We start from the raw sequence: 24,764 nt of genomic DNA, 5'->3' as shown, positions 1-24,764 counted from the left end.
AGCCCGGTTCATCCATGAAAAACGCCCTGTGGGGCGTTTTTTTTTGCCGACATGGGAATGCTTTCCCCCATGCGATCCAGCGTCCCAGGCGGCCTTGCCGGCGTCTCCGGGGGCATTCCGGGGCGTGGCGGTCGGTGCGGAAGTGCACCCTGGAGCGGCTTGCCGCGCCGCGCGGAAGTTCGGTATGTCCCTATAAGTATTGAGTGTTGTTTTTTTTCCCTTTATGTGAGTGAAAAGCCATTTTTCAGGTTCCGTTCAGCCCTCGAGTTCACAATCGCAACCGGTAGAAAAACAAGAATCGTTGCTATTCACATTCGGAGAAGCTGGTTTGAAGCCCCAAGATACGTATTCGCTGAATACGCTCACGACCTCCCTGGCCGCCGCGATCGCGGCCCCCGCGCTGTTCATCAGCCCGTACGCCGCCGCCCAATCCGCGGATTCGGGCGTGACGCAACTTGCGCCCGTGCGCGTGGAGGGTGAGGGGTCGTCGTACCAGACCTCTACGGCGCAGTCGCCCAAGTTCACGGCGCCCCTGCTGGACACCCCGCGCACGGTGCAAGTCGTGCCGAAGCAGGTGATCCAGGATCAGGCCGCGTCGACGCTGCAGGATGTGCTGCGCAACTCGCCCGGCATCACGTTCGGCGCGGGCGAAGGCGGCCGCCCGGGCGGCGACTTGCCCATCATCCGCGGCCAGAACTCGGCCGGCAGCATTTTCCTGGACGGCATACGCGATTCCAGCACGCAGGTGCGCGATACCTTCAACCTGGAACAGGTCGAAGTCATCAAGGGCCCCGACTCGGTCTATTCGGGCCGCGGCGGCGCGGGCGGCAGTATCAACATGGTCAGCAAGACGCCCAAGGCCACCGACTTCACCGAAGCCACGGCGCAGATCGGCACGGACAGCAACTACCGCGCGACGATCGACAGCAACTGGCGCCTGGCCGACAAGGCCGCGTTCCGCCTGAACGTCATGGGCAACAAGGGCGACGCGCCCGGCCGCGACGACGCGGTGGACTTCGAGCGCTGGGGCGTGGCGCCCTCGCTGACCTTGGGCGTGGGCACGCCGACGCGCATCACGCTGAGCTACTACCACTACCAAGACGACAGCATGCCGGATTACTCCATCCCGTATGACCCGAAGACGGGCCAGCCGGTGACGGAGACCATGGGCGTGAGCCGCAAGAGCTTCTATGGCTTGAAGGGCCGCGATTTCATGAAGACCCGCGACGATGTCGCGACCGTGGACTTCCAGCACGATTTCTCGGACAAGCTGCAGCTGCGCAACGTGACGCGCTATGGCCGCGGAACGACCGATTTCGCTGCGACCAATCCTGACGACAGCAAGGGCAATATCCCGAATGGCCTGGTGTACCGCGCGCTCAAGTCGGGCTACTACGTCACCAAGAGCTTCGCGAACCAGACCAACCTGACGGGCGAATTCGATACCGGCAGCCTGAAGCACTCGTTCGACCTGGGCTTCGAGTACAGCAACATCAAGCAGGACAAGGACAGCTACACCGAGTCGGGCGTTCCCGCCGGCACCAGCGGCTGCGTGACCGGCACGGCCAACGGCAAGAACACCTACGCCAATCCGGCCCTTTGCGCATCGCTGTGGGATCCGGATCCGGGCACCTACTATCCTGGCCATCTGCAGCGCAACAACAATCCGGCGCGCTACAACACGGATACGGTCGCGCTCTACGGCTTCGACACGATCAAGTTCAACGAGCAATGGCAAGCCAGCCTGGGCCTGCGCTGGGACAACTACCGCACCAGCGGCAGCAACATCGCCAAGGGCCGCAACGACCCGGCCAGCACCCCGGCGTTCTACAGCACCAGCCGCGAGGACAATCTCTTCAACTACCAGGTCGGCGTGGCCTACAAGCCGGCGCCGAACGGCACCATTTACGCCACCTACGGCACCTCTTCCACGCCGTCGGCCATCGCCTCCAGCGCGATCAGCGACGCCGTGTCGGTCACGAGCCAGTCGCTCGAGCCGGAAAAGAGCCGCACGGTGGAACTGGGCACGAAGTGGCAGGTGTTCGATGACCGCCTGACGCTGTCGGCGGCCGCCTTCCAGGACATCCGCAAGAACACCAGCGTCGCCGTTTCGGCCACCGAGACCGCGCAAGTCGGCGAAGCCAAGGTGCGCGGCATCGAACTGGGCTTCTCGGGCAGCATCACGCCCAAGTGGAACGTGTTCGGCGGCTACACCTTCATGGACAGCGAAATGACCAAGGGCGCCTACAACAGCGGCGCCGTGGGCCAGGACCTGCCCAACACCCCGCGCAACGCCTTCAGCCTGTGGACCACCTACAAGGTGCTGCCCAAGCTGACGGTCGGCGGCGGCGCCTACTACGTGGACAAGGTGTACGGCAATTCGGACGCGACCAAGAACGCCGACGGCACGCCCAAGGCGCGCTGGGTGCCTTCCTACTGGCGCTTCGACGCCATGGCCGCCTACGAATTCAACGACCACATGTCGGCTCAGTTGAACGTGCTGAACATTTTCGACGAAACGTACTACACCAAGGCCTATGCGGCGCACTACGCGGCGCTGGGCACGGGCCGGGCGGCGCTGCTCTCGCTGCGCGTGCGGTACTGATATTCTGATGCAATGAAGAAAGCCACCGCGAGGTGGCTTTTTTCATGCCCGGGAGCCGGGCTCTGGCACAGGCGCCGGCTGTGGCGCGATCAGCTTTCGAACCAGTTCAACACCCCGTCCAGCCCCGACACGTTGAGCGCGTAGCGCGTCTGCTGACGCACCAGCGGCTTGGCGTGGTAGGCGACCGGGAAGCCGGCGATGCCCAGCATCTTCAGGTCGTTGGCGCCGTCGCCCATGGCGATGATCTGCTCCTGGGCGGCGCCGTGCTGGCGGGCGAACTCGCGCAGGTGGGCTTCCTTGGCGTCGGCGTCGAGGATGTCACCGATGACCTTGCCGGTCAGCACGCCGTTGGCGATTTCCAGGGTGTTGGCATGCGCGCTGTCCAGGTTCAGGCGCTGGCGCAGGCGTTCCGTGAAGAAGGTGAAGCCGCCGGAGACCAGCAGCACCTTGATGCCGGCGGCCTGGGCCGTGGAGATCAGGCGTTCGGCGCCGGGATTCAGGCGCAGCTTGTCCGTGTAGACCTGTTCCAGCGCGTCGGCGGGCACGCCTTCGAGCAGGGCGACGCGGCGCCGCAGGCTTTCGGAGAAATCCTTGATTTCGCCGCGCATGGCGGCCTCGGTGATTTCGGAGACCTTGTCCTTCAGGCCCGCCACGCCAGCGATCTCGTCGATGCATTCGATGTTGATCAGCGTGGAATCCATGTCCATCGCCAGCACCTTGCACTCCGACAGCTTCAGGCCGGCGGGCAGGAAGGCGGTGTCGACGCCATGGCGCTCGGCCCAGCCCACGACTTCGGCGCGGGTGGCGGCGTCGTGCTGCACGTCGAGCAGGCGGGCGGCGGTGGCGCTGATGCGCGCCACGCCTTGCGCCTGGGCCAGGGCTGCCAGCTGTTCCGCGTGTTCCACGGTCAGGCCGGGGGATTGGATGACAAGGTGATGGGTAGTCATAAAAATCAGTGTGGTTTGACGGTTACTTCAGAGCGCGCAGCACGGCGCGCACGGCGTCGGCGCGGGCCGGGATCTGCGCGGCCTTGATCTCAACCCGCAATTTATCCTGTCCCGCCAGTTTGATGTGGCGCTGGCGCTGCACCAGTTCGATGATCTTGGCCGGGTCGACCGAGGTCTTGGGGCCGAATTGCAGCAGCGCCTGGGTTTCGCTGGCGTCGATCTTGACGATGCCCAGGGGCTGGGCGGCCAGGCGCAGGCGATGCGTGGCGAGCAGCGTCTGGGCGGCCTCCGGCAGCTTGCCGAAGCGGTCGATCAGTTCTTCCTGGATGTGGATCAGGTCGTCTTCGTCCGCGGCGTGCGCCAGGCGCTTGTAGATGCCCAGGCGGGCGTGGACGTCGGCGCAATAGTCGGACGGCAGCAGCGCCGGGGCGTGCAGGTTGACTTCACAGGCCAGGTTGAAGGGGGCGTCCAGGTCGGGCTCTTCGCCGGCGCGCAGCGCGCGCACCGCCTCGTTGAGCATCTCGTTGTACATCGAGAAGCCCACCTCCTGAATATTGCCGGACTGCGAATCGCCCAGCACCTCGCCGGTACCCCGGATCTCCAGGTCGTGCATGGCCAGGTAGAAGCCGGAGCCGAGCTCTTCCATGGCCTGGATGGCTTCCAGGCGCTTCTTGGCGTTGTTGGTGATGGCGTCTTCGCCGGGCGTCAGCAGGTAGGCGTAGGCCTGGTGGTGCGAGCGCCCGACCCGGCCGCGCAGCTGGTGCAACTGGGCCAGCCCGAAGCGGTCGGCCCGGTGGATCACGATGGTGTTGGCGCTGGGTACGTCGATGCCCGTCTCGATGATGGTGGTGCACAACAGCACGTTGTAGCGCTGCTGGTAGAAGCCCTTCATGACCTGTTCCAGCTCGCGCTCGGGCATCTGGCCGTGGGCCACGGCGATGCGGGCCTCGGGCACCAGCTCTTCCAGGCGGGCGCGGCGGTTGTGGATGGTCTCGACCTCGTTGTGCAGGAAATAGCACTGGCCGCCGCGCTTGAGTTCGCGCAAGAGCGCTTCGCGCAGAGTGCTGCCATCCTCGCGCCGCACGAAGGTCTTGATGGCCAGGCGCTTCTGCGGCGCGGTGGCGATGACGGAGAAGTCGCGTATGCCTTCCAGCGACATGCCCAGCGTGCGCGGGATCGGCGTGGCCGTCAGCGTCAGCACGTCGACCTCGGCGCGCAGCGCCTTCAGCGTTTCCTTCTGGCGCACGCCGAAGCGGTGTTCCTCGTCGATGATGACCAGGCCCAGCCGCTTGAACTGCACGTCCTTGGACAGGATCTTGTGGGTGCCGATGACGATGTCGACGCGGCCGTCGTTGATGCCTTCGACGGCGGCGGCGACTTCCTTGGCAGAGCGGAAACGGGACAGTTCCACCACTTTCACGGGCCAATCGGCGAAGCGGTCGGAGAAGGTCTGCGCGTGCTGCTCGGCCAGCAGCGTGGTGGGGCAGAGCAGGGCGACCTGCTTGCCGTTGGCCACGGCCAGGAAGGCGGCGCGCAGGGCGACCTCGGTCTTGCCGAAGCCCACGTCGCCGCAGACCAGGCGGTCCATGGGCCGGCCGGAGGTCATGTCGGCGATGACGGCCTCGATGGCGGCTGCCTGGTCGACCGTTTCCTCGAAGCCGAAGCCTTCGGCGAAGGCCTGGTAGTCGTTGAGCGGCAGGTTGAAGGCGAAACCCTCGCGCGCCGCGCGCTGGGCATACAGGGCCAACAGCTCGGCGGCGGTATCTCGGACCTGGCGGGCGGCCTTGCGGCGCGCCTTGTCCCATTGTCCGGAACCCAGCTGATGCAGGGGGGCGGCCTCCGGATCGGCGCCGCTGTAGCGGGCGATCACATGCAGCTGCGACACCGGCACGTACAGCGTGCTGCCGTTGGCGTATTCGAGATGGAGGAATTCCATCCCGCCTTCGCCCATGTCCATGTTGACCAGGCCGTGGTAGCGGCCGATGCCGTGCTGCGCATGCACGACGGGGTCGCCGGCGCGCAGCTCGGACAGGTCGCGCACCATGGCTTCGACGTTGCTGGCGCGTTCCTGGTCGCGCTTGCCGCGGCGGCCGGTGGTGGCCAGCCCGGGGTACAGGTCGTTTTCGGTGAGGAAGGCCAGATTGGCCTGGGGCAGCCCGAAACCGGTGGAAAGCGGCGCCGCGACGATGCCGAAATGGGCCTCCGACGCCAGGAAAGCCTCGATGGTGTCGGGCTGCGCGTCCGGCGTGACGCCGAATTCATTCAGCATCTGCACCAGGGTCTCGCGCCGGCCGGCGGAGTCGGCGCACAGCAGCACGCGGGTCTGGCCTGCCTGCACCAGCGCGCGCAGCTTGGCGATGGGATCCTCGGCGCGCCGGGCCACGCTTACGTCGGGAGCTGCGCGGAAGTCGGGATGCGGCTGGCCGGCGGTGAGCGACAGCCGGCGGAAGTCCTTCAACCGGGCGTAGAGCGTCTCGTTGTCCAGGAACAGTTCCGACGGAGGCAGCACCGGCCGTTCACGGTCGCTCTTCAGGAAGCCGTAGCGGCTGGACGTGTCCTGGTTGAAGCGCTGGATGGCGTCGTCGATGTCGCCCACCGTGACGGTGACCGTGCCTTGCGTCAGGTAGTCGAACAGCGTCGCCGTTTCCTCGAAGAAGAGCGGCAGGTAGTATTCGACGCCGGCAAACGGAATGCCGTTGCCGATGTCCTTGTAGGGCAGCGCGCGGGAAGGGTCGCCTTCGAAGACTTCACGGAAGCGCGCCCGGAAGCGGTTGCGCGCGTCTTCGTCCATCGGGAATTCGCGGCCGGGCAGCAGCTGCACTTCGCGCACCGGGTACAGGCTGCGCTGCGTGTCCACGTCGAAGCTGCGGATGGTCTCGATTTCGTCGTCGAACAGGTCCAGGCGGTAGGGCACCACCGAACCCATGGGGAACAGGTCGATCAGGCCGCCGCGCAGGCAGAACTCGCCCGGCGCCGTCACCTGGGTGACGTGGTTGTAGTTGGCCAGGGTCAGCTGGGCGCGCAGCGCGGCTTCGTTGAGCTTGTCCTTCTGCTTGAAGGAAAAGGTGTAGGCCGCCAGGAACGAGGGCGGCGCCAGCCGGTACAGCGCGGTGGTGACCGGCACCGTCAGCACGTCCACTGACTTGGTCATCAGCGAATGCAGCGTGTGCAGGCGTTCCGAAATCAGGTCCTGATGCGGCGAGAAGGCGTCGTAGGGCAGCGTTTCCCAGTCGGGCAGCTGGCGCACCCGCAGGTCCGGGGCGAACAGCTGGATCTCCTCGGCCAGACGCTGAGCCTCGACGGGCTCGGCCGTCAGGATGACCAGCGGCGCAGAAGCCTGCCGCGCCAGATCCGCCAGCAACCAGGCGTCGCCGGACCCCGGCGGACGCGGTTGGGCATAGCGCGCGCCGGCCTTCAGCGCGGACAGGGTGGGGGCCGTGGCGGGCACGGGAGGCGCGAATGTGGCGGGGGCGGAGGGGGCTGGCATCAGACTGGGAGCAGGCATCAAGCGGAAGATTATAAAATCACCGCACCATGTCTGCCTCCCTCATTGCAATCGTGCCCGCTGCGGGCGTAGGCGCCCGCGCCAGCCGGCCCGGGCATGAAACCGTGCCCAAGCAATATCGTCCACTCTCCGGACAGCCCATGCTGCGCCACGCGGTATGCGCGCTGCTGGCCGACGAGCGCATCTCGCAGGTGCGCGTGGCCGTGACCCCGGGCGACGGCTGGGTGGACGCCGCGCTGGCCGGCCTGCCGCGCACCGTGTGGCGCGCCTGCGGCGGCGCGACGCGTGCGGATACCGTGGCCGGCGCGCTGGCCGACAGCGGCGTGGCCGACGACACCTGGGTGCTGGTGCACGACGCCGCGCGTCCCGGGCTGCCGGCGGCGGCGCTGGGCCGGTTGATCGACGCCTGCCTGGCGGATCCCGTGGGCGGCCTGTTGGCGCTGCCCGTGGCGGACACTGTCAAGGGCGGCCATGAGCGCGTGGAGCGCACGCTGAACCGCAACGGCCTGTGGCTGGCGCAGACCCCGCAGATGTTCCGGGCCGGCGTGCTGCGCGACGCGCTGACGGCGGCCTCCGTGAACGGCGCGGCCGTCACCGACGAGGCTTCGGCCATCGAGGCGGCCGGCTATGCGCCGCTGCTGGTGCCCGGCGCCATGCGCAATTTCAAGGTGACATGGCCGGATGATTTTGAACTGATGGAAAAATGGCTATGAGTATTCCTTTCCGCGTCGGCCAAGGTTTCGACGTGCATGCGCTGGTCGAGGGCCGCCCGCTGATCATCGGCGGCGTCACGATCCCCCACACTCATGGCCTGCTGGGGCATTCGGACGCGGACGTGCTGCTGCACGCGATTACCGACGCACTGCTGGGCGCCGCCGGCCTGGGCGACATCGGCCGGCACTTTCCGGATACCGACCCGGCCTTCAAGGGCGCCGACAGCCGCGTGCTGCTGCGCGCGGCCATGGCACGGGTGCGCGCCGCCGGTTGGGCGCCGGTGAACATCGATGCCACGCTGCACGCGCAGGCGCCCAAGATCGGCCCGCATGCGCCGGCCATGGTGAAGAACATCGCCGCCGATACCGGGCTGGCCGAGACCGAGGTCAACATCAAGGCCAAGACCAACGAAGGCCTGGGCTACCTGGGCCGCAAGGAAGGCATTGCGGCGACGGTGGTGGCCTTGTTGGCGCGCGCGCCTTCGTAGGTCGCGGGAGGGCTCGGCGGCCTCACGACCGGATGCGTTTTTCCGCTGTTCATTTAGTTTGGATACATCTTTAACAAATGAATAAGCGGGTCGAATTGATCTGGCATATTCTGCGCTACTTCATTTCGACTACTGAGACATTCGGATGCATTTACGTGGCATCGCCCTGGTTTTTGTCCTCGGCGCGGTGAGTCTGCCCGCGCACGCGCAGTACGAGCAGCAGCTCGGTCCGCTGGCCGGCGCAGTCAAGCAGCAGATGCTGGAGGGCTGGACGGCAGGCGTGCAGGATGGATGGTTCACCCTGCACAACGCCGCGAAGGCTGATAGCGAACAGACTCTGTACATGAACGTGGGCCCGGCGCCGGACTCGGGCCGCGTGACCGACGTCAATGTGGTCGTCAAATCTCCGAATCCGAAGGCCTCCATCGGTGTTTCCCTGAGCAATCGGGCGAACAATAGTCTGTGCCTGCTTGAACTCACGGCAGACAAGAACACGCTGCTGTTCTGTCTTGAAGGCAAGAACCGCCGCGACATCGCTACGCTTCCCAACGTGGCGAAGCTGGACGGTTCGGACCGTATCAGGGTGGTCGAGTTGCCTGGCGCAGCTCGCTTCATCGTGAACGGCCAGCAGATCGGCGACGTCAGCAACGAGCCCGCCACGGGCGCCGAGCTTGGCATCATGGCCTACGGCGTAGGCACGTTCGGCATCGCCGACTTCAAGATCACGATGACTGGCCCATCCGGCGCCGCGCCGGCGCCCAGCGGGCTGCCCGCGCGCGGCGGCGGGGGCGCGGCACAGAAGCCTCAAGCGCAGGCGCCGGCAGCGGGGCAGGCTGCCGGTAGCGGCGGCCCGGCCTTGCCGGGAGAAGGTCCGTATCCGCGCTTCGGCGGCGACACCATGCGCATCGTGTCGGTGTACATCGGCATCATGCGCAGCATTTTCATGCACGAGTTCGGGCACGCCCTGATCGGTGAACTGGAGCTGCCGTCGACGGGAGCGGAAGAGGATGCGGTCGACATCTACGCGGCGCTGCAGATCGTCGAGCCGACCATGTATCCGTCGGACAACAAGGACGTGAACATCATGGCGCAGGACGCGGCCAAGTACGCCGCCCTGCAGTGGTATTACAGCGGCAAGCTGGCCGAGCGCAGGGGGGCAGAGGCCTCTTCGGCCTGGCAGGATGAACACACTGGCGACCTGAAGCGGTTTCGCAACATGCTGTGCATCATGTACGGCGGCAATCCCGCCGTGTTCGAGTCCATCGCCAAGCATGTCGGGCTCGAAGACAGGACCCGGGCGCGGTGCGCGGATGAATTCAATAAGCAGAACCGCGCCTGGCGCAAGATCCTGGGGCCTCACACCCGCGTGGGCACCTGGACGCCCGAGGGTTTGCAGCCGGCGAATGCGCCTGGCGCATCGGTGAACGTGGTCTTCCAGCCGTCCAAGCGCAAGATTGGCAACCTGTTTGCGAACAATCTTTCCGAAGCGATCACGAACAACATCAAGCTGTTGGGGCAAACCTACGTGTTGCCTCGTCCGGTGAACGTGGTGTTCAAGGACTGCGGCCAACTGAACGCCTGGTACAGCCCGCGCGAAGGTTCGATCACCATGTGCTACGAGCTGATCGAGAACATCGCGGTGATGGTTTCCGACATCGAGATGGGAACCGTCGGCGGCGAGGTCGCCGCGCAGGGAGGCGCGGCGCCGGGCTCGACCGCGCCGCGGCAGCAACCGGCTCCCGGGCAGGGCATGCCCGCCAGCGCCATCGACGAGCTGAAGGACTTTGGCGTGCCGGCCACGACCATGCTGTTCACCGCGCCGTACAAGGGGCCGACACCCAACAAGATCTACCGCGCCCAGGTTATCACGACCGCCGATCTGGTCGGGATGATCAAGAAAGACAAGAATCTCCTGATCGTCGACACCAGCGGGCTGCGCGACACGGTGCCCATCGGCTATCCGCTGGCGGATGCGGGTTCGGACGGCAGCGTCACGGATCACCTGCAACAAGGCTTCGACGCCTGGCTGTTGAAGAACAACGGCGGCGATCGCAAGGCGCCCGTCGTGATCCTGGGCGCTGGCATGAACGATCGTTCTGCCTACAACGCGGCGCTGCGCGCCGGCACGCTGGGCTGGACCGTGTACTGGTACCGCGGCGGCGTCGAGGCCTGGGCCGCGAACGGCCTGCCCACCACGTCGAGCATGCCGAAGAAATAAGCGATCGACGGCCCTGCATGAAAAAACCCGCCTGCGGCATGCACCGCAGGCGGGCTTTTTATTGCGCGGGGCTGTTTACTTGCCCTGGGCGGCCAGCGCCAGCGCAGCGGCGTTGACCACGGCGGCGATGCGGCCGGCGTCGCGCAGCTGTTCGGTCGACAGGCCGTCGTTTTTCAGGTTCTCGTAGTGCGAAGCCACGCAGAAATGGCACTTGCCGATGATGGATGCCACCAGCGCGAACAACTCGAAGCGCTTCTTTTCCACGCCGCCGTGGGTGGCGTAGGCGTTCATGCGCAACTGGGCCGGCAGGCTCTTCAATTGGGCGTCGCCGGTCATTTCGACGTACGGATACCAGGTGTTGTTCATGCCCATGAGGGCCGAGGCCGTCAGCGCGGCGTTGGCGTCGCCTTCGGACAGGCCGCTCTTGAAGGCTTCGACCAGCACCGGGCTGCGCGCGGCGTAGGCGGCGGACAGGGCGGCGCCGACGGCATCTTCAGGAGCCAGGGTCGAGCGGGCGATCACGGCGTCCAGATTCAGGCGGATATCCTTGGCCCAATCCGGCAGCTGTTCCTTAATGGTCGTAAGAAATTCCATAGCTTTTACCTATAATCTAGAGCAGTTAAAGCCCAGCGCAGGACCCGCCAGCGGGTCCCGGGCCGGGCTGGAAATTACAGCGTGGCGCCGCCAACCGTACGGTTGCACGGGCACAGCTCGTCGGTTTGCAGGCCGTCGAGCAGACGCAGAACTTCTTCCGGGTTACGGCCGACGTTCAGGTTGTTCACCGAAACGTGCTGGATCGTGTTGTCCGGATCAACGATGAAGGTGGCGCGCAGGGCAACGCCAGCACCCTTTTCACGCACGCCCAACTGGTCGATCAGGGCGCCGGTGGTGTCGCCGAATTGGTAGTGACCCAGCTTGTTCAGGTCCGGGTGCTCACGGCGCCAGGCCAGCTTGACGAATTCATTGTCGCTCGAACCGCCCAGCAGGACGGCGTCGCGGTCTTCGAAATCCTTGGCCAGCTTGTTGAAGCCGACGATTTCGGTCGGGCAAACAAACGTGAAGTCTTTCGGGTAGAAGTAGATGACCTTCCACTTGCCGGGGAACGAGCTTTCGGTGATGTCTTCAAACGCCGACACGCCGTTTTCTTCGTGCTGGTTGAAGCCGGGCTTGACGCCGGTGACCTTGAAGGGCTCGAGTTTGTCGCCAACAGTTTTCATGTTTACTCCCAGTTGTTGGTGGAATTAAGGCTGTGCCTCAAACCTTAATTCTACGCTATGGATTTTCGTTGTCTAATTGATAATTCCTAAACTTTGCTTTGGGCAACTCTATCCTTGCGGTCAGGCCGCCGCCCTCGCGAGGCAGCATGCGCAGCGAGCCGCCGACGTGCTTGAGCAGGCGTTCGACGATGGCCAAGCCCAGCCCCGCGCCGCTCACGCCAGTGCGCGCCGCCTCGCCGCGCGAGAACGGCCGCAGCAGGCGGTCTACGTCTTCGGGGGCGATGCCGGGACCGCGGTCGGACACCTCGATCGCGATCATGGAGCCTTCAGCTTGCAGTGTCATGACGAGATGCGCCATGCCGTCGGCGGAACGGCCGTAGCGCCGGGCGTTCTCGATCAGATTGCTGACGATGCGCTTGAGGTCCAGCGCCGTGATGCGGGCGCGCAGGCCCGGTTCCAGGGTGGCGTCCAGCTCTCCGCCCAGGGACGCGGTATGGCTGCGTTCGCGTTCGTAGAGTTCGGCCAGCACCGCGGAAATGTCGGTGGCCAATTGCGGCAACGTGCCGGCGGGGCGCGCGTACTCCATCAATTGGCCGATGCTGTGATCGATCTGGCCCAGGTCTTCGTCGATGGCCTGGCGGGCATCCTCGGACACCCCACTGAGTTCGATTTCCAACCGCATGCGTGCAAGCGGCGTACGCAGGTCGTGCGAGATCCCCGCCAGCATCAGCTCGCGGTCGGCCTCGGCCTGCCTGAGATCCTTGGCCATGCGGTTGAACGAGGCGTTCAGGTCGCGGATTTCCAGCGGCCCCTGTTCGGGCAGGGCAGCGGGGGTTTCGCCCCGCGACAGCACCTGGGCCGCCCTGGCCAGCCGCGATAGCGGCCGGTTGACGAAGCCCACGCTGACCGCGGCGCCCACCAGGGATAGCAGCAACGCCGTGGCGCCCCAGCCCAGCCATTCGATCCCGCCGGTCAGGCCGATCTGCTCGCGTTCGAACACCAGCCAGTAAAGGTCTTTTTCGATCTGGAAACTGACCCAGAAGCCGGGCACCTGGTTCACGCCCCAGGCAATCTGCGTTTCCGGGCCGAAGCGCGTGCGGATGTGCTGGGCAACGCGTTGCCAGTAGTCGTCGTCGGGGAGGGCTTCGGCGAAGTCGGTGACTTCGCGCGGATAGACCTGGATGCCTTCGTTGGTGGCCAGGTCCAGCAGCAGCTTGCTGCGTTCGTCGTTATGCGAATAGATCAGCGCGGTGCGCGTGATATTGACGGCCGTGATCACCCGCTGCGCCATCTGATTGGCGCGCGGTCCCAGCTCCATGCTGAAGAATACTTGTAGCCACGCGCCCAGGGAGACGAGCATCAGCGCGGCGAGCAACAGGAACGTGCGGCCGAACAAGCCGAGCCGCAAACGTGATGTCAGGTTCCTGAAGGTTCTGCGCAAGCGGGGCACGAGGCTGCGCTCCTGCCCGGGGCGGGCGAGTCGGTCAGCTACCACCGTCCGGCACAAACACGTATCCGAGACCCCAGACGGTCTGGATGAATACGGGCTTGGACGGATTCGGTTCGATCAGCTTGCGCAGGCGCGAGATCTGCACGTCCAGGCTGCGATCGAAGGCTTCGTATTCGCGGCCGCGCGCCAGTTCCATGAGCTTGTCGCGCGACAGCGGGATCTTGGGGTGGCGGGCGAACACCTTCAGCACCGAGAATTCGCCGGTGGTGATGGGCACCTGTTCGCCGTTGCGCGTGAGCGTACGGGTGGACAGGTTCAGCGTGTAGGGGCCGAAGGCGATGGATTCGTTTTCCTGGCTGGGGGCGCCGGGATGTTCCTCGGTGCCGCGGCGGCGCAGGATCGCGTTGATCCGCGCCAGCAGTTCCCGGGGATTGAACGGCTTGGACAGGTAATCGTCCGCGCCCATCTCCAGGCCGACGATGCGGTCGATTTCTTCCGCCTTGGCCGTCAGCATGATGATGGGGGTGTTGTCGTGACCACCGCGCAGCCGGCGACAGATGGACAGGCCATCTTCGCCAGGCAGCATCAGATCCAGCACGAGCAGGTCGAAATGCTCGCGTTGCCAGAGTTTGCCCATCTCTTTGGCGTCTTCGGCAACGAAAACGTTGAATCCCTGTTCGGATAAATACCGACGCAGCAAATCGCGCAAGCGCGGATCATCGTCGACGACGAGGATTTTTCGGGTGGGGGTGGTGTTTTGCGTATTCATGGCCGGAAATGTAACAGTGGCAAGAACCAGCGGCTAGTGGGCGTTCACAAGATATTACACATTGCGATCCATGGTTGAAATCCCCCTGGCATCCCCCTGATAACCGGGGGCGGAGTCGGAGTATTTCGTACAATCTGCACCTATGGAACTAAACCTGCTGGCTTTGGAAACCTCTTCGTCCCGTTGCGGCGTGGCCCTGTTGCGGGCGGTCGATGGCCGCCTGGAGGTCAGCTTCAGGGAACATGAAGGCTCCCAGGAGCACGCGGAACGGCTCTTGCCCATGGCCAACGAGCTGCTGGCGGCGTCCGGACTGGCGCCAGCCGCCTTGCACGCGGTGGCTTTTGGCCAGGGTCCGGGCGGATTCACCGGCCTGCGGGTGGCCTGCGGAGTGGCCCAAGGCATGGGCCTGGGCCTGGGCATCCCGGTACTTCCCATTGTCTCTCATCAGGCGGTCGCCGCACAGGTGGAAGCCACGCCGGCCGACGCGATCGTGGTCGCGCTGGATGCCCGCATGAGCGAGGTCTATCTGGCCGTCTATCGCCAGGCATCCGTTTCGGATGGCGAAATTACCTGGGAAGTCCTGCAGGCGCCGCTGCTGATCGCGGCGGCCGAGGTCGTGCCCTGGACCGCCCATCACCTGCCGGCCTGGTCGGCGCGCGCGGGCCGGCCGTTGGCGCCGGTGCTGGCCGGCGATGCGTGGGGGGCCTACGCGTCCGAGATGCAATTCCCCGGAGAGTGGCGCCGCGCCGACGCGCAGCGGCCGGAAGCGGCCAGCGTCGCCCGTCTGGGGCGGCAGGGCTGGATGCGGGGCGAGGCCGTGGCGCCTGAACTGGCCGCGCCGCTCTATGTGCGCGACAAGGTGGCGTTCACCACCGCCGAGCGCATGCGGGGCGAGGGCGGCAATCCGAAAGCCCAGTCGCTGGTCGCTTCGGCGCCCCAACCCATGGCCGACGCCGATCTGGACGAGGTCGTGGCGCTGGAGGCCCATGTGCAGGCCTTTCCCTGGACGCGCGGTAATTTCGTGGACGCCCTGGCGGCCGGCTATGGCGCCTGGGTGCTGCGGCGCGAAGGCAAGCTGGCGGGGTTCTGCGTGCTCATGTTCGCGCCCGATGTGGCGCACCTGCTGGTGATCGCGGTGGCCAAGCCGCTGCACCGCCAGGGCCTGGGCGGCGTGCTGCTGGATTGGTGCGAGCAGCAGGCGCGCGAACGCGGCGTGGAGGGCGTGCTGCTGGAAGTGCGCCCGTCCAACGAGTCGGCCGTCGGTTTCTACAAGCGGCACGGCTATCTGCAGATCGGCGTGCGCCGGGGCTATTACCCGGCGGAAAAGGGCGGCAGGGAAGATGCCCTGGTCATGCAGAAGCGCTTCGCGGCGGATGGAGCGGCGGTATGAACCAAGCTACCGTAGCGCCGCCGCCGGCCGCGCCCCGCGTCAATCCGCTGCAGCGCATCTGGCTGCGCGAACTCGGCATGGAGCGCTTGTGGCTGCGTCCGGCCCCCGCGCCAAGCAGGCCCGCAGTCGAGGCGCAAGTTCTTGTTTCTAAGGCAGTTTTTTCGGATCCGGTACGGGCGCCGGCGGCCGAGGCGCCGCTCGCGCCGCTGCCTGCCGAGGCCGCCGCGCCGGTTGCCGCGGTACCGGCAAGCGAGACACCGGCCGCCGCGCCGGCCGCCGCGGCACCGGCTCCCGCCGAGCCGGCTTCCGGCCGCCCGGGCATACCGGCTTCGATCCTGAATCGTACCGGCCCGCCGCCGCGTCCGGTCCCCAAGGCGGAGGCCGAGGCTGCGCCGCCGCCGCCGGTGCCGGTGGCCGAAGCGATCCGCAATTCCACGCTGGAAGAAATGCACGGCCAGGTCGTTGCCTGCGCTGCCTGCGGCCTGTGCAAGGGCCGCCGCAACGCGGTATTCGGCCATGGCGGCCAGCCCACGCGCTGGCTGGTGGTGGGCGAGGCGCCGGGCGAGCAAGAGGACCGGCAAGGGCAGCCCTTCGTGGGCCGCTCCGGGCAGTTGCTGGACGCCATGCTGTCGTCGGTGTCCATGAGCCGCGAGCGCGACGTGTTCATCACCAACGTCATCAAGTGCCGCCCGCCCGGCAACCGCAATCCCAAGCCCGAGGAAATCGCGGCCTGCAGTCCCTACCTGATGCGCCAGATCGCGCTGCTCAAGCCTGAGCGGATCCTGGTGCTGGGCCGTTTCGCCGCCCAGACGCTGCTGGGCACGGACGCGACGATAGGCAGCCTGCGCGGCCGCATCCACCCGTTGAAGACGGACGAAGGACGGGAGATCCCGGTGGTCGTCAGCTACCACCCCGCCTACCTGCTGCGCAGCCCCAGCGAGAAGGCGCGCGCCTGGCAGGACCTGCGGCTGGCGGTGGCGCAACTGGCCTGAGGCCTGGCTCCGCAAAGTCTAGTGGCAAAGAAAAACCGGGCGTGAGCCCGGTTTTGCATTGCACTGGAATCGCGAGCCTAGTGCGTGGAATCCAGCGCGCGTCCATGGCCTTCCTGGCCGATCTGGTCGTGCAGTTCGGGGTTGGCCAGCAGGTTGCGCTTGCTCCAGCGCATGAAGACCACCATCAGCACGGCGACCACGGTGCCGAAGATCACGATGATGATGTTGATGGGCAGTTGCAGCCACAGCAGCAGCGTGTACATGGCCACCATCAGCAGGATGTTGAGCTGTTCGTTGAAGTTCTGCACGGCGATGGAATGGCCGGCCGACAGCAGCACGTGGCCGCGGTGTTGCAGCAACGCGTTCATCGGCACCACGAAAAAGCCGGCCAGGCCGCCCGTGATCAGCAGCAGCAGGTAGACGCTCCAGGGCGAGTAGACCAGCGGCATCAGCAGCACGACCAGGCCCATGGCGGCGCCGACCGGCAGCACGGCCAGCGCGCGGCGCAGCGGAATGCGGCCCGCCAGGATGGAGCCGACCACCGTGCCCAGCGCGGCCACGCCCATCAGCATCGAGGCCTTGTCCAGCTGATAGCCCAGGTGGCTGCGGCCCCATTCGATGACGATCAGTTGCAGCGTGGCGCCGGCGCCCCAGAACAGGGTGGTGACGGCCAGGGAGATCTGGCCCAGTTTGTCCTTCCACAGCACACAGACATAGCCCCAGAACGTGCGGATCAGCCGCACCGGGTTCTTTTGCTGCGGCGGGTAGCGCACGTGGGTGTGCGGAATCAGCAGGTTGCACAGCGCCGCCAGCAGGTACACGAAGGCGATGACCAGGATCGCGGCTTCGGCCGGGGTGCGGACCAGCGTGCTGATGAACGAGTGGCTGAGCAGGGCGGTGGAAACGGAGGACGAAATCAGCAGGCCGCCCAGCACGGTGCCCAGGATGATGGAGAAGACCGTCAGGCCCTCGATCCAGCTATTGCCCTTGACCAGCATGGACGGGGGCAGCATTTCCGTGACGATGCCGTATTTGGCGGGAGAGTAGGCCGCGGCGCCGATGCCGACGATGGCGTAGGCCGCGCACACCAGGTAGGTCTGGTATTCGGGGGCGACGCCGATGCTGGCATACGAGAACATCAGCAGGCAGCCGGTCACCTTCAGGGCGTTGGTGGAGAACATCACCCGTCCCTTGGGGAACGAGTCCGCCAGCGCGCCGACAAAGGCGGCCAGGACGACATAAGCCAGCGCGAACGACCACTTCATCATGGGCGCCATCCAGTCCGGCCCATGCAGTTCCTGTATCAAGGCGATGGCTGCGATGAACAGCGCGTTGTCGGCCAATGACGAGAAGGCCTGCGCGGCCATGACCAGATAGAAACCACGTTTCAAGAATGTCCCCGTTCTCAGGCCTGGCCCCGGCCAGTCCGCGTGAAAATTTATGTGTCGTGCAAAAAAGTGTCAGGGAGTATAGCCGGACCCCAGGCGGCGGCCATTGAGCGTTTGCCCGCGGATTGACCGCCGGCAAGGCTCAGGGACAACACGTCTTGACCCTTGCTGACGTTTGGGGACAGACTGCCTGCGGTATCATACGACCCATGTGTATGCCGGCCCTTCAGGGGCCGGTTTGCAATCTGTGCGGCAGGTCCGTTAACGCCTTTCGTTCAACCCAACCCGTCGTCATCGTATTGTGCGTCTTACTCAGCTAAAACTCGCCGGCTTCAAGTCCTTCGTCGATCCCACCGTGATTCCCGTGCCCAGCCAACTGGTGGGCGTGGTGGGTCCCAATGGCTGCGGGAAATCGAACATTATCGACGCCGTGCGCTGGGTGCTGGGCGAGGCCAAGGCCTCGGAGCTGCGTGGCGAGTCCATGCAGGACGTCATTTTCAACGGCTCCGGCAACCGCAAGCCCGCGGCGCGGGCCTCCGTTGAAATGGTGTTCGACAACAGCGAGGGGCGCGCCGCCGGCCAGTGGAGCACCTACGCGGAAATCGCGGTGCGCCGGGTGCTGACCCGCGACGGCACCAGCAGCTACTTCGTCAATAACCAGCAGGTCCGCCGCCGCGACATCCACGACATCTTCCTGGGCACCGGCCTGGGCGCCCGCGGCTACGCCATCATCGGCCAGGGCATGATCAACCGGCTGATCGAGGCGCGCCCCGAAGAACTGCGGGTGTTCCTGGAAGAGGCGGCCGGGGTGTCGCGCTACAAGGAACGGCGCCGCGAGACCGAGAACCGCCTGTCCGACACGCGCGAGAACCTGACCCGCGTCGAAGACATCCTGCGCGAACTCACCAGCCAGCTGGAAAAACTGGAAGCCCAGGCCGAAGTGGCCACGCGCTACCGCGAACTCCAGGCCGATGGCGAAAAGAAACAGCACGCGCTGTGGTTCCTGAAGGAAACCGGGGCGCGCGAGGAACGGGCCAAGAAAGCCCAGGAGATGGCGCAGGCCCAGAACGAGCTGGAAGCCGCCATCGCCGGCCTGCGGGCGGGCGAGGCCGCGCTGGAATCCCGGCGCCAGGCCCACTACGCCGCGAGCGATGCGGTGCATACCGCCCAGGGCGGGCTGTACGAGGCCAACGCCCAGGTCAGCCGCCTGGAAGCCGAAATCCGCCACGTGGTCGATTCCCGCAACCGCCTGCAGGCGCGCCGCGATCAGCTGCAGCAGCAGATCGGCGAGTGGACCGCCCAGCGCGAACACTGCACCGAACAGATCGCCCAGGCCGAGGAAGACCTGGCCGCCGGCGCCGCCCGCACCGAAGAGGCGCGCGCCAAGGCCGAGGACGCCCAGGCCGCGCTGCCGGCCGTGGAGCAGCGCGTGCGCGAAGCCGCCTCGGGGCGCGACGAGATGCGTGCCGCGCTGGCCCGCGTCGAACAGAATCTGGCTCTGGTGGCCCAGTCGCAGCGCGACGCGGACCGCCAGATGCAGGCGCTGGACCAGCGCCGCGAACGCCTGCAGCAGGAACTGCGCGAACTACACAGCCCCGATCCCGTGCGCCTGGAGCAACTGGCTGGCGACCGCGTCGCCGGCGAGGACCAGCTCGAGGAAGCCCAGGAGGCACTGGCCACCCTGGAAGGCCGCGTGCCGGAAGCGGATGCCGAGCGCAGCCGCGCCCAGGCCGCCGCCCAGACCGACGTGCAGAACCTGGCGCGCCTGGAGGCCCGCCTGTCGGCCCTGGTGAAGCTGCAGGAAGACGTGCAGAAGCAGGGCGCGCTGGAACCCTGGCTGGCCAAGCATGAACTCGCCGGGTTGTCGCGCCTGTGGCAGAAGCTGCACATCGAACCCGGCTGGGAAACCGCCCTGGAAGCCGCCCTGCGCGAGCGCATGGCCTCCATGGAAGTGCGCAACCTGGATTGGGCCCGTGCCTTCGCCGAGGATGCGCCGCCCGCCCGGCTGGCCTTCTACCAATTGCCGGTCGCCGCGCCGGCTCCCGCCGCGCCCGCCGGCCTGACGCCGCTGGCCAGCCTGCTGCGCATCACCGATCCGGATCTGCGCACCCTGCTGAATGAGTGGCTGGGCGGCATCTACACGGCCACCGACGTGACCCAGGCGCTGGCCATGCGCGCCAGCCTGCCGGCCGGTGGCGCCTGCGTGGTCAAGGCCGGCCATCTGGTCGACGCCCACAGCGTGCGCTTCTACGCGCCGGATTCCGAGCAGGCCGGCCTGCTGGCGCGCCAGCAGGAAATCGAGAACCTGCAACGCGAGATCAAGGCGCAACAGCTCATCGCCGACCAGGCGCGCGCTGCGGTCGCCCGCGCCGAGGTCGCCTGGCAGCAGGTGTCCCAGGCCATCGCCCCGGCGCGCCAGCGCGTGGCGGAGGTCACCCGCCGGGTGCACGACATCCAGCTGGAACACTCGCGCTTGCAGCAGCAGGCCGAACAGTCCGGCGAACGCGCCTCGCGCCTGCGCCAGGACCTCGAAGAGATCAAGGTCCAGGAAGAAGACCTGCGCGCCGCCCGCGAAGAGGCCGAGGCCCGCTTCGAGGCGCTGGACGAAGAGCTGGCCGAACACCAATCCCGTTTCGCCGACGCCGAGATCGACGGCGAAACCCTGGCGGCCCAGGCCGAAGCGGCCCGCGCCGGCCTGCGCGAATTGGAGCGCGCCGCCCAGGAAGCCGAATTCGCCGAACGCGGCATCCAGGTCCGTATCACCGACCTGCAGCGCAATCAGCAGTTGGCCGCCGACCAGAGCCAGCGCGGCAGCGTCGAGCTGGAACAGCTGCTGGTGGACTTGGCCGAGCTGGACGCCTCGGCGTCCCAGGCCGGCCTGCAGGACGCCCTGGAAGCGCGCGCCGAGCGCGAGGAAGCGCTGTCGCGCGCGCGCCAGGAACTCGAAAACCTGGCGGCGCTGCTGCGCGGCGCGGACGAAGACCGCCTGCAGCAGGAGCAGACGCTGGAGCCGCGGCGCGCCCGCATCATGGAACTGCAGTTGCAGGAACAGGCCGCCCGCCTGGCCGAAGAGCAGTTCACCGAACAATTGAACGCGCGCGAGGTCGACCGCGAGGCGCTGGCCCAGGATCTGGCCAACCAGTCCGACGAATGGCGCCGCGCCAGCTGGCTGCAGTCCGAAGTCGGCCGTATTTCGCGCCAGATCGAATCGCTGGGTTCGGTCAACCTGGCCGCGCTGGACGAACTGAACACCTCGCGCGAGCGCAAGGGCTTCCTCGATTCGCAAAACCAGGACCTGATGAGCGCCATCGAGACTCTCGAGGACGCCATCCGCAAGATCGACCGCGAGACGCGCGAACTGTTGCAAGAAACCTTCAACGTCGTCAACGGCCACTTCGGCGAGCTGTTCCCGAAGCTGTTCGGCGGCGGCGAGGCCAAGCTGAGCATGACGGGCGAGGAAATCCTCGACGCCGGCGTGCAGGTCATGGCGCAGCCTCCGGGCAAGCGCAACAGCACCATCCACCTGCTGTCCGGCGGCGAAAAGGCCCTGACCGCGACCGCCCTGGTGTTCGCGCTGTTCAAGCTCAACCCCGCGCCGTTCTGCCTGCTGGACGAGGTGGACGCGCCGCTGGACGACGCCAACACCGAACGCTACGCGAACCTGGTCGCCAACATGAGCGAGCAGACCCAGTTCCTCTTCATCTCGCACAACAAGATCGCGATGCAGATGGCCAAGCAACTGATCGGCGTAACCATGCAAGAGCAAGGGGTTTCGCGTATCGTTGCGGTAGACATAGACTCGGCCGTCCAGATGATGGCCTCCGAAGCGGCATAAACCCAATATTCAGAAGGGCGTCGGGGTTTCGGCGCGGGATTTATACATGAGTGATTTGCAGATCGGGCTGATAGCCCTGGGCGTATTGCTGATACTGCTGGTGCTGGGATTCAACTGGTGGCAGGACCGGCGTGTCCGGCGCAAGATGCAGACCCACTTCCCATCGACCGAGCAGGATCCGCTGTTGGGCGCGGGGGCCGCCACCGGCGCCGCGTCGGCAGCGGGCGCCGCGGCGCCGCGCCGCGAGCCTGGCATGGGCGGCGAGGCGCCTCGCGCCCAGCCTGGCCAGCCGGCCCCGGTCGATCCCGGCAGCGATGCCGACGATACCGAAGAGCCCGATCCCGCCTGCGAAGTGGTCATCGAGATCAACTTCGCCGAAGCCGTGCGCGGCGCCGACCTGCTGCCCTACATGCAAAGCTTGCGCCACGTGGGCCGCAAGCCCATGCGCGTGTTCGCCGAAACCGACCAGCGCCGCCACCGCGCGCGCGTCCATGCCGGCGAGTCCTACGCATCCATGCAGCTGGCCGTGCTGCTGGCCAACCGCAGCGGTCCGCTGACGGCCATCGAATGGTCCCAGGCCTGGGCTCGCGCCCAGGACATGGCCGAGCGTTTCGACGCCACCATCGAAGGCCCGGACCAGCAGGCCGTGCTTGAGCAAGGCGCCCGCCTGGACGACACCTGCGCCGCCCTGGACACCCAGGTCGGCCTGACCCTGTTGCTGGGCGCGGCCCAGCCCGCCGCCGAGGTGCTGTCGGTGGCGCGGGATCTCGGTTTCGTCTCCGACGGCAGCCGCCTGGCCTGGCCGGCGGACAATGGCGTGGCCCGCTTCACGCTGGCGCGCGGCGACGGCGCGGCGTTCGATGCCGGCATGGGCGGAATCGAACGTCTGTACCTGCTGCTGGACGTGCCCTGCAGCCCGGCGGACGAGCGCGCTTTCGGCCGCATGGTCGATGTGGGCCGCGACCTGGCCGCCCGCCTGCGTGCGGACCTGGTCGACGACCAGGGCAAGCCGCTGGCCGATGGTTCGGAAACGGTCATCGACGAGCGTCTCCAGGTGCTGTTCGGCCAGCTTGAACAAGCGGGCCTGCCCGCCGGCAGCGAGCGTGCCCTAAGGGTGTTTGCCTAAATGAACGGCGCGTCTGGCGGTGAAAACGCGGCGCAAGCCGCGGCGCGCTTGCGCGCCGAAATCGAACAGCACAACGTCCGCTACTACGTCTACGACGACCCGTCGGTCTCGGACGCCGAGTACGACGGGCTGATGCGCGAACTGCAGGCCCTGGAGGCCGAGCACCCGGAACTCGTGACGCCGGAGTCGCCCACGCAGCGCGTGGGCGCGGCGCCCGTGTCCGCCTTCGGCAGCGTGCGCCACGTGGTGCCCATGCTGTCGCTGGGCAATGCCTTCGACGAAGAGGACGTGGCGGCCTTCGACCGTCGCGTCACCGACACGCTGCGCGGCGCGGGCCTGCTGGGGCTGGCGCAGGAAGCCGATTACTTCTGCGAGCTGAAGCTGGACGGGCTGGCGATCAGCCTGCGCTACGAGGACGGCCGCCTGGTGCAGGCCGCCACCCGTGGCGACGGCCAGACGGGCGAAGACGTCACCTCCAACATCCGCACCATCAAGGCGATTCCGCTGCAGCTCAAGGGCGCGTTTCCCAAGGTGCTGGAAGTCCGCGGCGAAGTCCTGATGAACCGCGCCGACTTCGAGAAACTGAACCAGGCCCAGGCCAAGCGCGACGAAAAAGTCTTCGTCAATCCGCGCAATGCGGCCGCGGGCAGCCTGCGCCAGCTGGATCCGCGCATTACCGCCAAGCGGCCGTTGCGTTTCTTCGCCTATGGCTGGGGCGAGGTCCAGGGCCTGGCCGGTTCGCAGGGCGGTTTGTTCGCCGAAGCGTCGGCCGGCGCGGCCGAGGCCTCGCAGCTGCCCGAGAAATCCCACGGCGCCATGCTGGACTGGCTGGCCTCGCTGGGCCTGCCCGTCAACGTCAAGCACAACCACCGCGCGCGCGGCGCCGAGGGGCTGATGGCGTTCTACGCCCAGGTCGGGGCGATGCGCGCCGACTTGCCCTACGACATCGACGGCGTGGTCTACAAGGTGGATTCGCTGCCGGCCCAGAAGGTGCTGGGCTTCGTGGCGCGCGCGCCGCGTTTCGCGCTGGCGCACAAGTTCGCCGCCGAGGAAGCCACCACCACCTTGCTCGACATCGAGGTGCAGGTGGGCCGCACCGGCGCCATCACGCCGGTCGCGCGCCTGAAGCCGGTATTCGTGGGCGGCGTCACCGTCACCAACGCCACGCTGCACAACGAAGACGAGATCCGGCGCAAGGACGTGCGCATCGGCGATACGGTCATCGTGCGCCGCGCGGGCGATGTGATTCCCGAAGTGCTGGGCCCGGTGCTGGATAAGCGGCCGGACGACGCCCGTGAATTCATCATGCCCACGGCCTGTCCGGTCTGCGGCTCCGCCATCGAACGCCTGGAAGACGAGACCATCGCGCGCTGCACCGGCGGCCTGTTCTGCGGCGCGCAGCGCAAGCAGACGTTGTGGCACGCCGCCAGCCGCAAGGCGCTGGACATCGAAGGCTTGGGCGAAAAGCTGGTGGATCAACTGGTCGACAGCGGCCGGGTCAAGACCTTGGCCGATCTGTACAGCCTGCGTCCGCTGGAGCTGGTGGGTCTGGACCGCATGGGCCAGAAGTCCGCCGACAACCTGGTGGCCGCCATCGACAAGGCACGTGCGCCGGGGTTGAACCGCTTGCTGTACGCGCTGGGCATCCGCCATGTGGGCGAGACCACGGCGCGCGACGTGGCGCGCCATTTCGGCAGCATCGACGCCATCATGGACGCCGACGAGGAAGCCCTGTCCTCCGTGCCCGACGTGGGGCCGGTGGTGGCGGCATCGATCCGCCGCTTCTTCGCCGAGCAGCACAACCGCGACGTCATCGAGCAACTGAAGTCGCAGGGCGTGAACCCCGTGGCCGAGGCGGCGCCGCAAGCCACCACGCTGGCCGGCAAGACCTTCGTGCTGACCGGCACGCTGCCCAACTGGACGCGCGAAGAAGCCTCGATGCGCATCCAGGCGGCGGGCGGCAAGGTCAGCGGCTCGGTGTCCAAGAAGACGGCCTATCTGGTGGCCGGCGAGGATTCCGGCAGCAAGCTTGCCAAGGCCCAGGAGCTGGGCGTGGCGGTGCTGGACGAGGACGGGCTGAAGGCCTTGCTGGGCGAGCAGGGCGGCTGAGGCCGCCCCGCC

General features: G+C 66.7%; 16 protein-coding genes. 9 read left to right on the top strand and 7 right to left on the bottom strand.

What is annotated here, in order from left to right; genetic code table 11:
- Positions 1-328 precede the first annotated feature (328 nt).
- A complete protein-coding gene (locus FOC84_RS05325) occupies positions 329-2,605 on the top strand; it encodes a TonB-dependent receptor (RefSeq protein WP_173143503.1) in 2,277 nt (758 codons plus the stop codon).
- A gap of 89 nt (positions 2,606-2,694) precedes the next feature.
- On the opposite strand, the gene serB is transcribed toward FOC84_RS05325, so the two are convergent.
- Together serB and mfd are read right to left on the bottom strand one after the other, a co-directional pair.
- A complete protein-coding gene (serB, locus tag FOC84_RS05320) occupies positions 2,695-3,552 on the bottom strand; it encodes a phosphoserine phosphatase SerB (RefSeq protein WP_173143502.1) in 858 nt (285 codons plus the stop codon).
- Between the two features lie 22 nt (positions 3,553-3,574).
- Positions 3,575-7,057, bottom strand: a complete 3,483-nt coding sequence (mfd, locus tag FOC84_RS05315; protein ID WP_173143501.1) for a transcription-repair coupling factor — start codon at positions 7,055-7,057, stop codon at positions 3,575-3,577.
- A 29-nt stretch (positions 7,058-7,086) separates the two neighbouring features.
- Here mfd and ispD point away from each other — a divergent pair, with 29 nt between their 5' ends.
- From ispD to FOC84_RS05300, 3 genes are all read left to right on the top strand, one after another.
- Entirely contained in the window at positions 7,087-7,770 is a 684-nt protein-coding gene (gene ispD / locus FOC84_RS05310) for a 2-C-methyl-D-erythritol 4-phosphate cytidylyltransferase (protein WP_173143500.1), read from the top strand.
- Complete coding sequence (ispF, locus tag FOC84_RS05305; RefSeq protein ID WP_173143499.1) at positions 7,767-8,258, top strand: 2-C-methyl-D-erythritol 2,4-cyclodiphosphate synthase; 492 nt, start codon at positions 7,767-7,769, stop codon at positions 8,256-8,258. The genes ispD and ispF overlap by 4 nt, the downstream gene beginning before the upstream one ends.
- A gap of 145 nt (positions 8,259-8,403) precedes the next feature.
- Positions 8,404-10,476: a DUF4344 domain-containing metallopeptidase gene (locus FOC84_RS05300; protein WP_173143498.1), complete on the top strand. Its 2,073-nt coding sequence runs from the start codon at positions 8,404-8,406 to the stop codon at positions 10,474-10,476.
- A gap of 75 nt (positions 10,477-10,551) precedes the next feature.
- Here FOC84_RS05300 and FOC84_RS05295 read toward each other — a convergent pair whose 3' ends face one another.
- From FOC84_RS05295 to risA, 4 genes are all read right to left on the bottom strand, one after another.
- Positions 10,552-11,070: a carboxymuconolactone decarboxylase family protein gene (locus tag FOC84_RS05295; RefSeq protein ID WP_042796792.1), complete on the bottom strand. Its 519-nt coding sequence runs from the start codon at positions 11,068-11,070 to the stop codon at positions 10,552-10,554.
- A gap of 74 nt (positions 11,071-11,144) precedes the next feature.
- Positions 11,145-11,693, bottom strand: coding sequence for a peroxiredoxin (locus FOC84_RS05290; protein ID WP_006389231.1), 549 nt, complete (start codon positions 11,691-11,693; stop codon positions 11,145-11,147).
- A 55-nt stretch (positions 11,694-11,748) separates the two neighbouring features.
- Positions 11,749-13,143 carry a sensor histidine kinase RisS gene (risS, locus tag FOC84_RS05285; RefSeq protein ID WP_173143497.1) on the bottom strand — a complete coding sequence of 465 codons (1,395 nt, stop codon included), beginning with the start codon at positions 13,141-13,143 and terminating at the stop codon, positions 11,749-11,751.
- Between the two features lie 34 nt (positions 13,144-13,177).
- Positions 13,178-13,912, bottom strand: coding sequence for a response regulator transcription factor RisA (risA, locus tag FOC84_RS05280; protein ID WP_013392162.1), 735 nt, complete (start codon positions 13,910-13,912; stop codon positions 13,178-13,180).
- Positions 13,913-14,054: 142 nt separating this feature from the next.
- Between risA and tsaB the strand changes: the two genes are divergently transcribed.
- Both tsaB and FOC84_RS05270 read left to right on the top strand, forming a co-directional pair.
- Positions 14,055-15,302: a tRNA (adenosine(37)-N6)-threonylcarbamoyltransferase complex dimerization subunit type 1 TsaB gene (gene tsaB / locus FOC84_RS05275; RefSeq protein WP_173143496.1), complete on the top strand. Its 1,248-nt coding sequence runs from the start codon at positions 14,055-14,057 to the stop codon at positions 15,300-15,302.
- The gene (locus FOC84_RS05270) at positions 15,299-16,294 is read left to right on the top strand and encodes a uracil-DNA glycosylase (RefSeq protein WP_173143495.1); all 996 of its coding nucleotides are present in this window, start codon (positions 15,299-15,301) and stop codon (positions 16,292-16,294) included. Before tsaB ends, FOC84_RS05270 begins: the two co-directional genes overlap by 4 nt.
- 77 nt (positions 16,295-16,371) lie before the next feature.
- On the opposite strand, the gene lplT is transcribed toward FOC84_RS05270, so the two are convergent.
- Positions 16,372-17,685 carry a lysophospholipid transporter LplT gene (lplT, locus tag FOC84_RS05265; RefSeq protein WP_173143494.1) on the bottom strand — a complete coding sequence of 438 codons (1,314 nt, stop codon included), beginning with the start codon at positions 17,683-17,685 and terminating at the stop codon, positions 16,372-16,374.
- A gap of 298 nt (positions 17,686-17,983) precedes the next feature.
- On the opposite strand from lplT, the gene smc reads away from it, so the two are divergent.
- Genes smc through ligA form a run of 3 tightly spaced genes read left to right on the top strand, consistent with a single transcriptional unit; the run spans position 17,984 to position 24,752 of the window.
- Positions 17,984-21,517, top strand: a complete 3,534-nt coding sequence (smc, locus tag FOC84_RS05260; protein WP_173143493.1) for a chromosome segregation protein SMC — start codon at positions 17,984-17,986, stop codon at positions 21,515-21,517.
- 46 nt (positions 21,518-21,563) lie between these two features.
- Complete coding sequence (locus FOC84_RS05255; protein WP_173143492.1) at positions 21,564-22,643, top strand: cell division protein ZipA C-terminal FtsZ-binding domain-containing protein; 1,080 nt, start codon at positions 21,564-21,566, stop codon at positions 22,641-22,643.
- Positions 22,644-24,752, top strand: a complete 2,109-nt coding sequence (gene ligA / locus FOC84_RS05250) for an NAD-dependent DNA ligase LigA (protein WP_173143491.1) — start codon at positions 22,644-22,646, stop codon at positions 24,750-24,752.
- The last annotated feature ends 12 nt before the right edge of the window (positions 24,753-24,764 follow it).

The organism is Achromobacter pestifer, assembly GCF_013267355.1.
Lineage (GTDB): Bacteria > Pseudomonadota > Gammaproteobacteria > Burkholderiales > Burkholderiaceae_B > Achromobacter > Achromobacter pestifer_A.
This window is presented reverse-complemented; position numbering and strand designations above follow the sequence as displayed.

Bases quoted from the DNA above. Each gene is read 5' to 3' on its own strand.
- ispD (WP_173143500.1), top strand. From the start codon at position 7,087: ATGTCTGCCTCCCTCATTGCAATCGTGCCCGCTGCGGGCGTAGGCGCC.
- FOC84_RS05290 (WP_006389231.1), bottom strand. From the start codon at position 11,693: ATGAAAACTGTTGGCGACAAACTCGAGCCCTTCAAGGTCACCGGCGTC.
- tsaB (WP_173143496.1), top strand. From the start codon at position 14,055: ATGGAACTAAACCTGCTGGCTTTGGAAACCTCTTCGTCCCGTTGCGGC.
- mfd (WP_173143501.1), bottom strand. From the start codon at position 7,057: ATGCCTGCTCCCAGTCTGATGCCAGCCCCCTCCGCCCCCGCCACATTC.
- risA (WP_013392162.1), bottom strand. From the start codon at position 13,912: ATGAATACGCAAAACACCACCCCCACCCGAAAAATCCTCGTCGTCGAC.
- FOC84_RS05270 (WP_173143495.1), top strand. From the start codon at position 15,299: ATGAACCAAGCTACCGTAGCGCCGCCGCCGGCCGCGCCCCGCGTCAAT.
- FOC84_RS05300 (WP_173143498.1), top strand. From the start codon at position 8,404: ATGCATTTACGTGGCATCGCCCTGGTTTTTGTCCTCGGCGCGGTGAGT.
- FOC84_RS05295 (WP_042796792.1), bottom strand. From the start codon at position 11,070: ATGGAATTTCTTACGACCATTAAGGAACAGCTGCCGGATTGGGCCAAG.
- FOC84_RS05255 (WP_173143492.1), top strand. From the start codon at position 21,564: ATGAGTGATTTGCAGATCGGGCTGATAGCCCTGGGCGTATTGCTGATA.
- ispF (WP_173143499.1), top strand. From the start codon at position 7,767: ATGAGTATTCCTTTCCGCGTCGGCCAAGGTTTCGACGTGCATGCGCTG.
- ligA (WP_173143491.1), top strand. From the start codon at position 22,644: ATGAACGGCGCGTCTGGCGGTGAAAACGCGGCGCAAGCCGCGGCGCGC.
- serB (WP_173143502.1), bottom strand. From the start codon at position 3,552: ATGACTACCCATCACCTTGTCATCCAATCCCCCGGCCTGACCGTGGAA.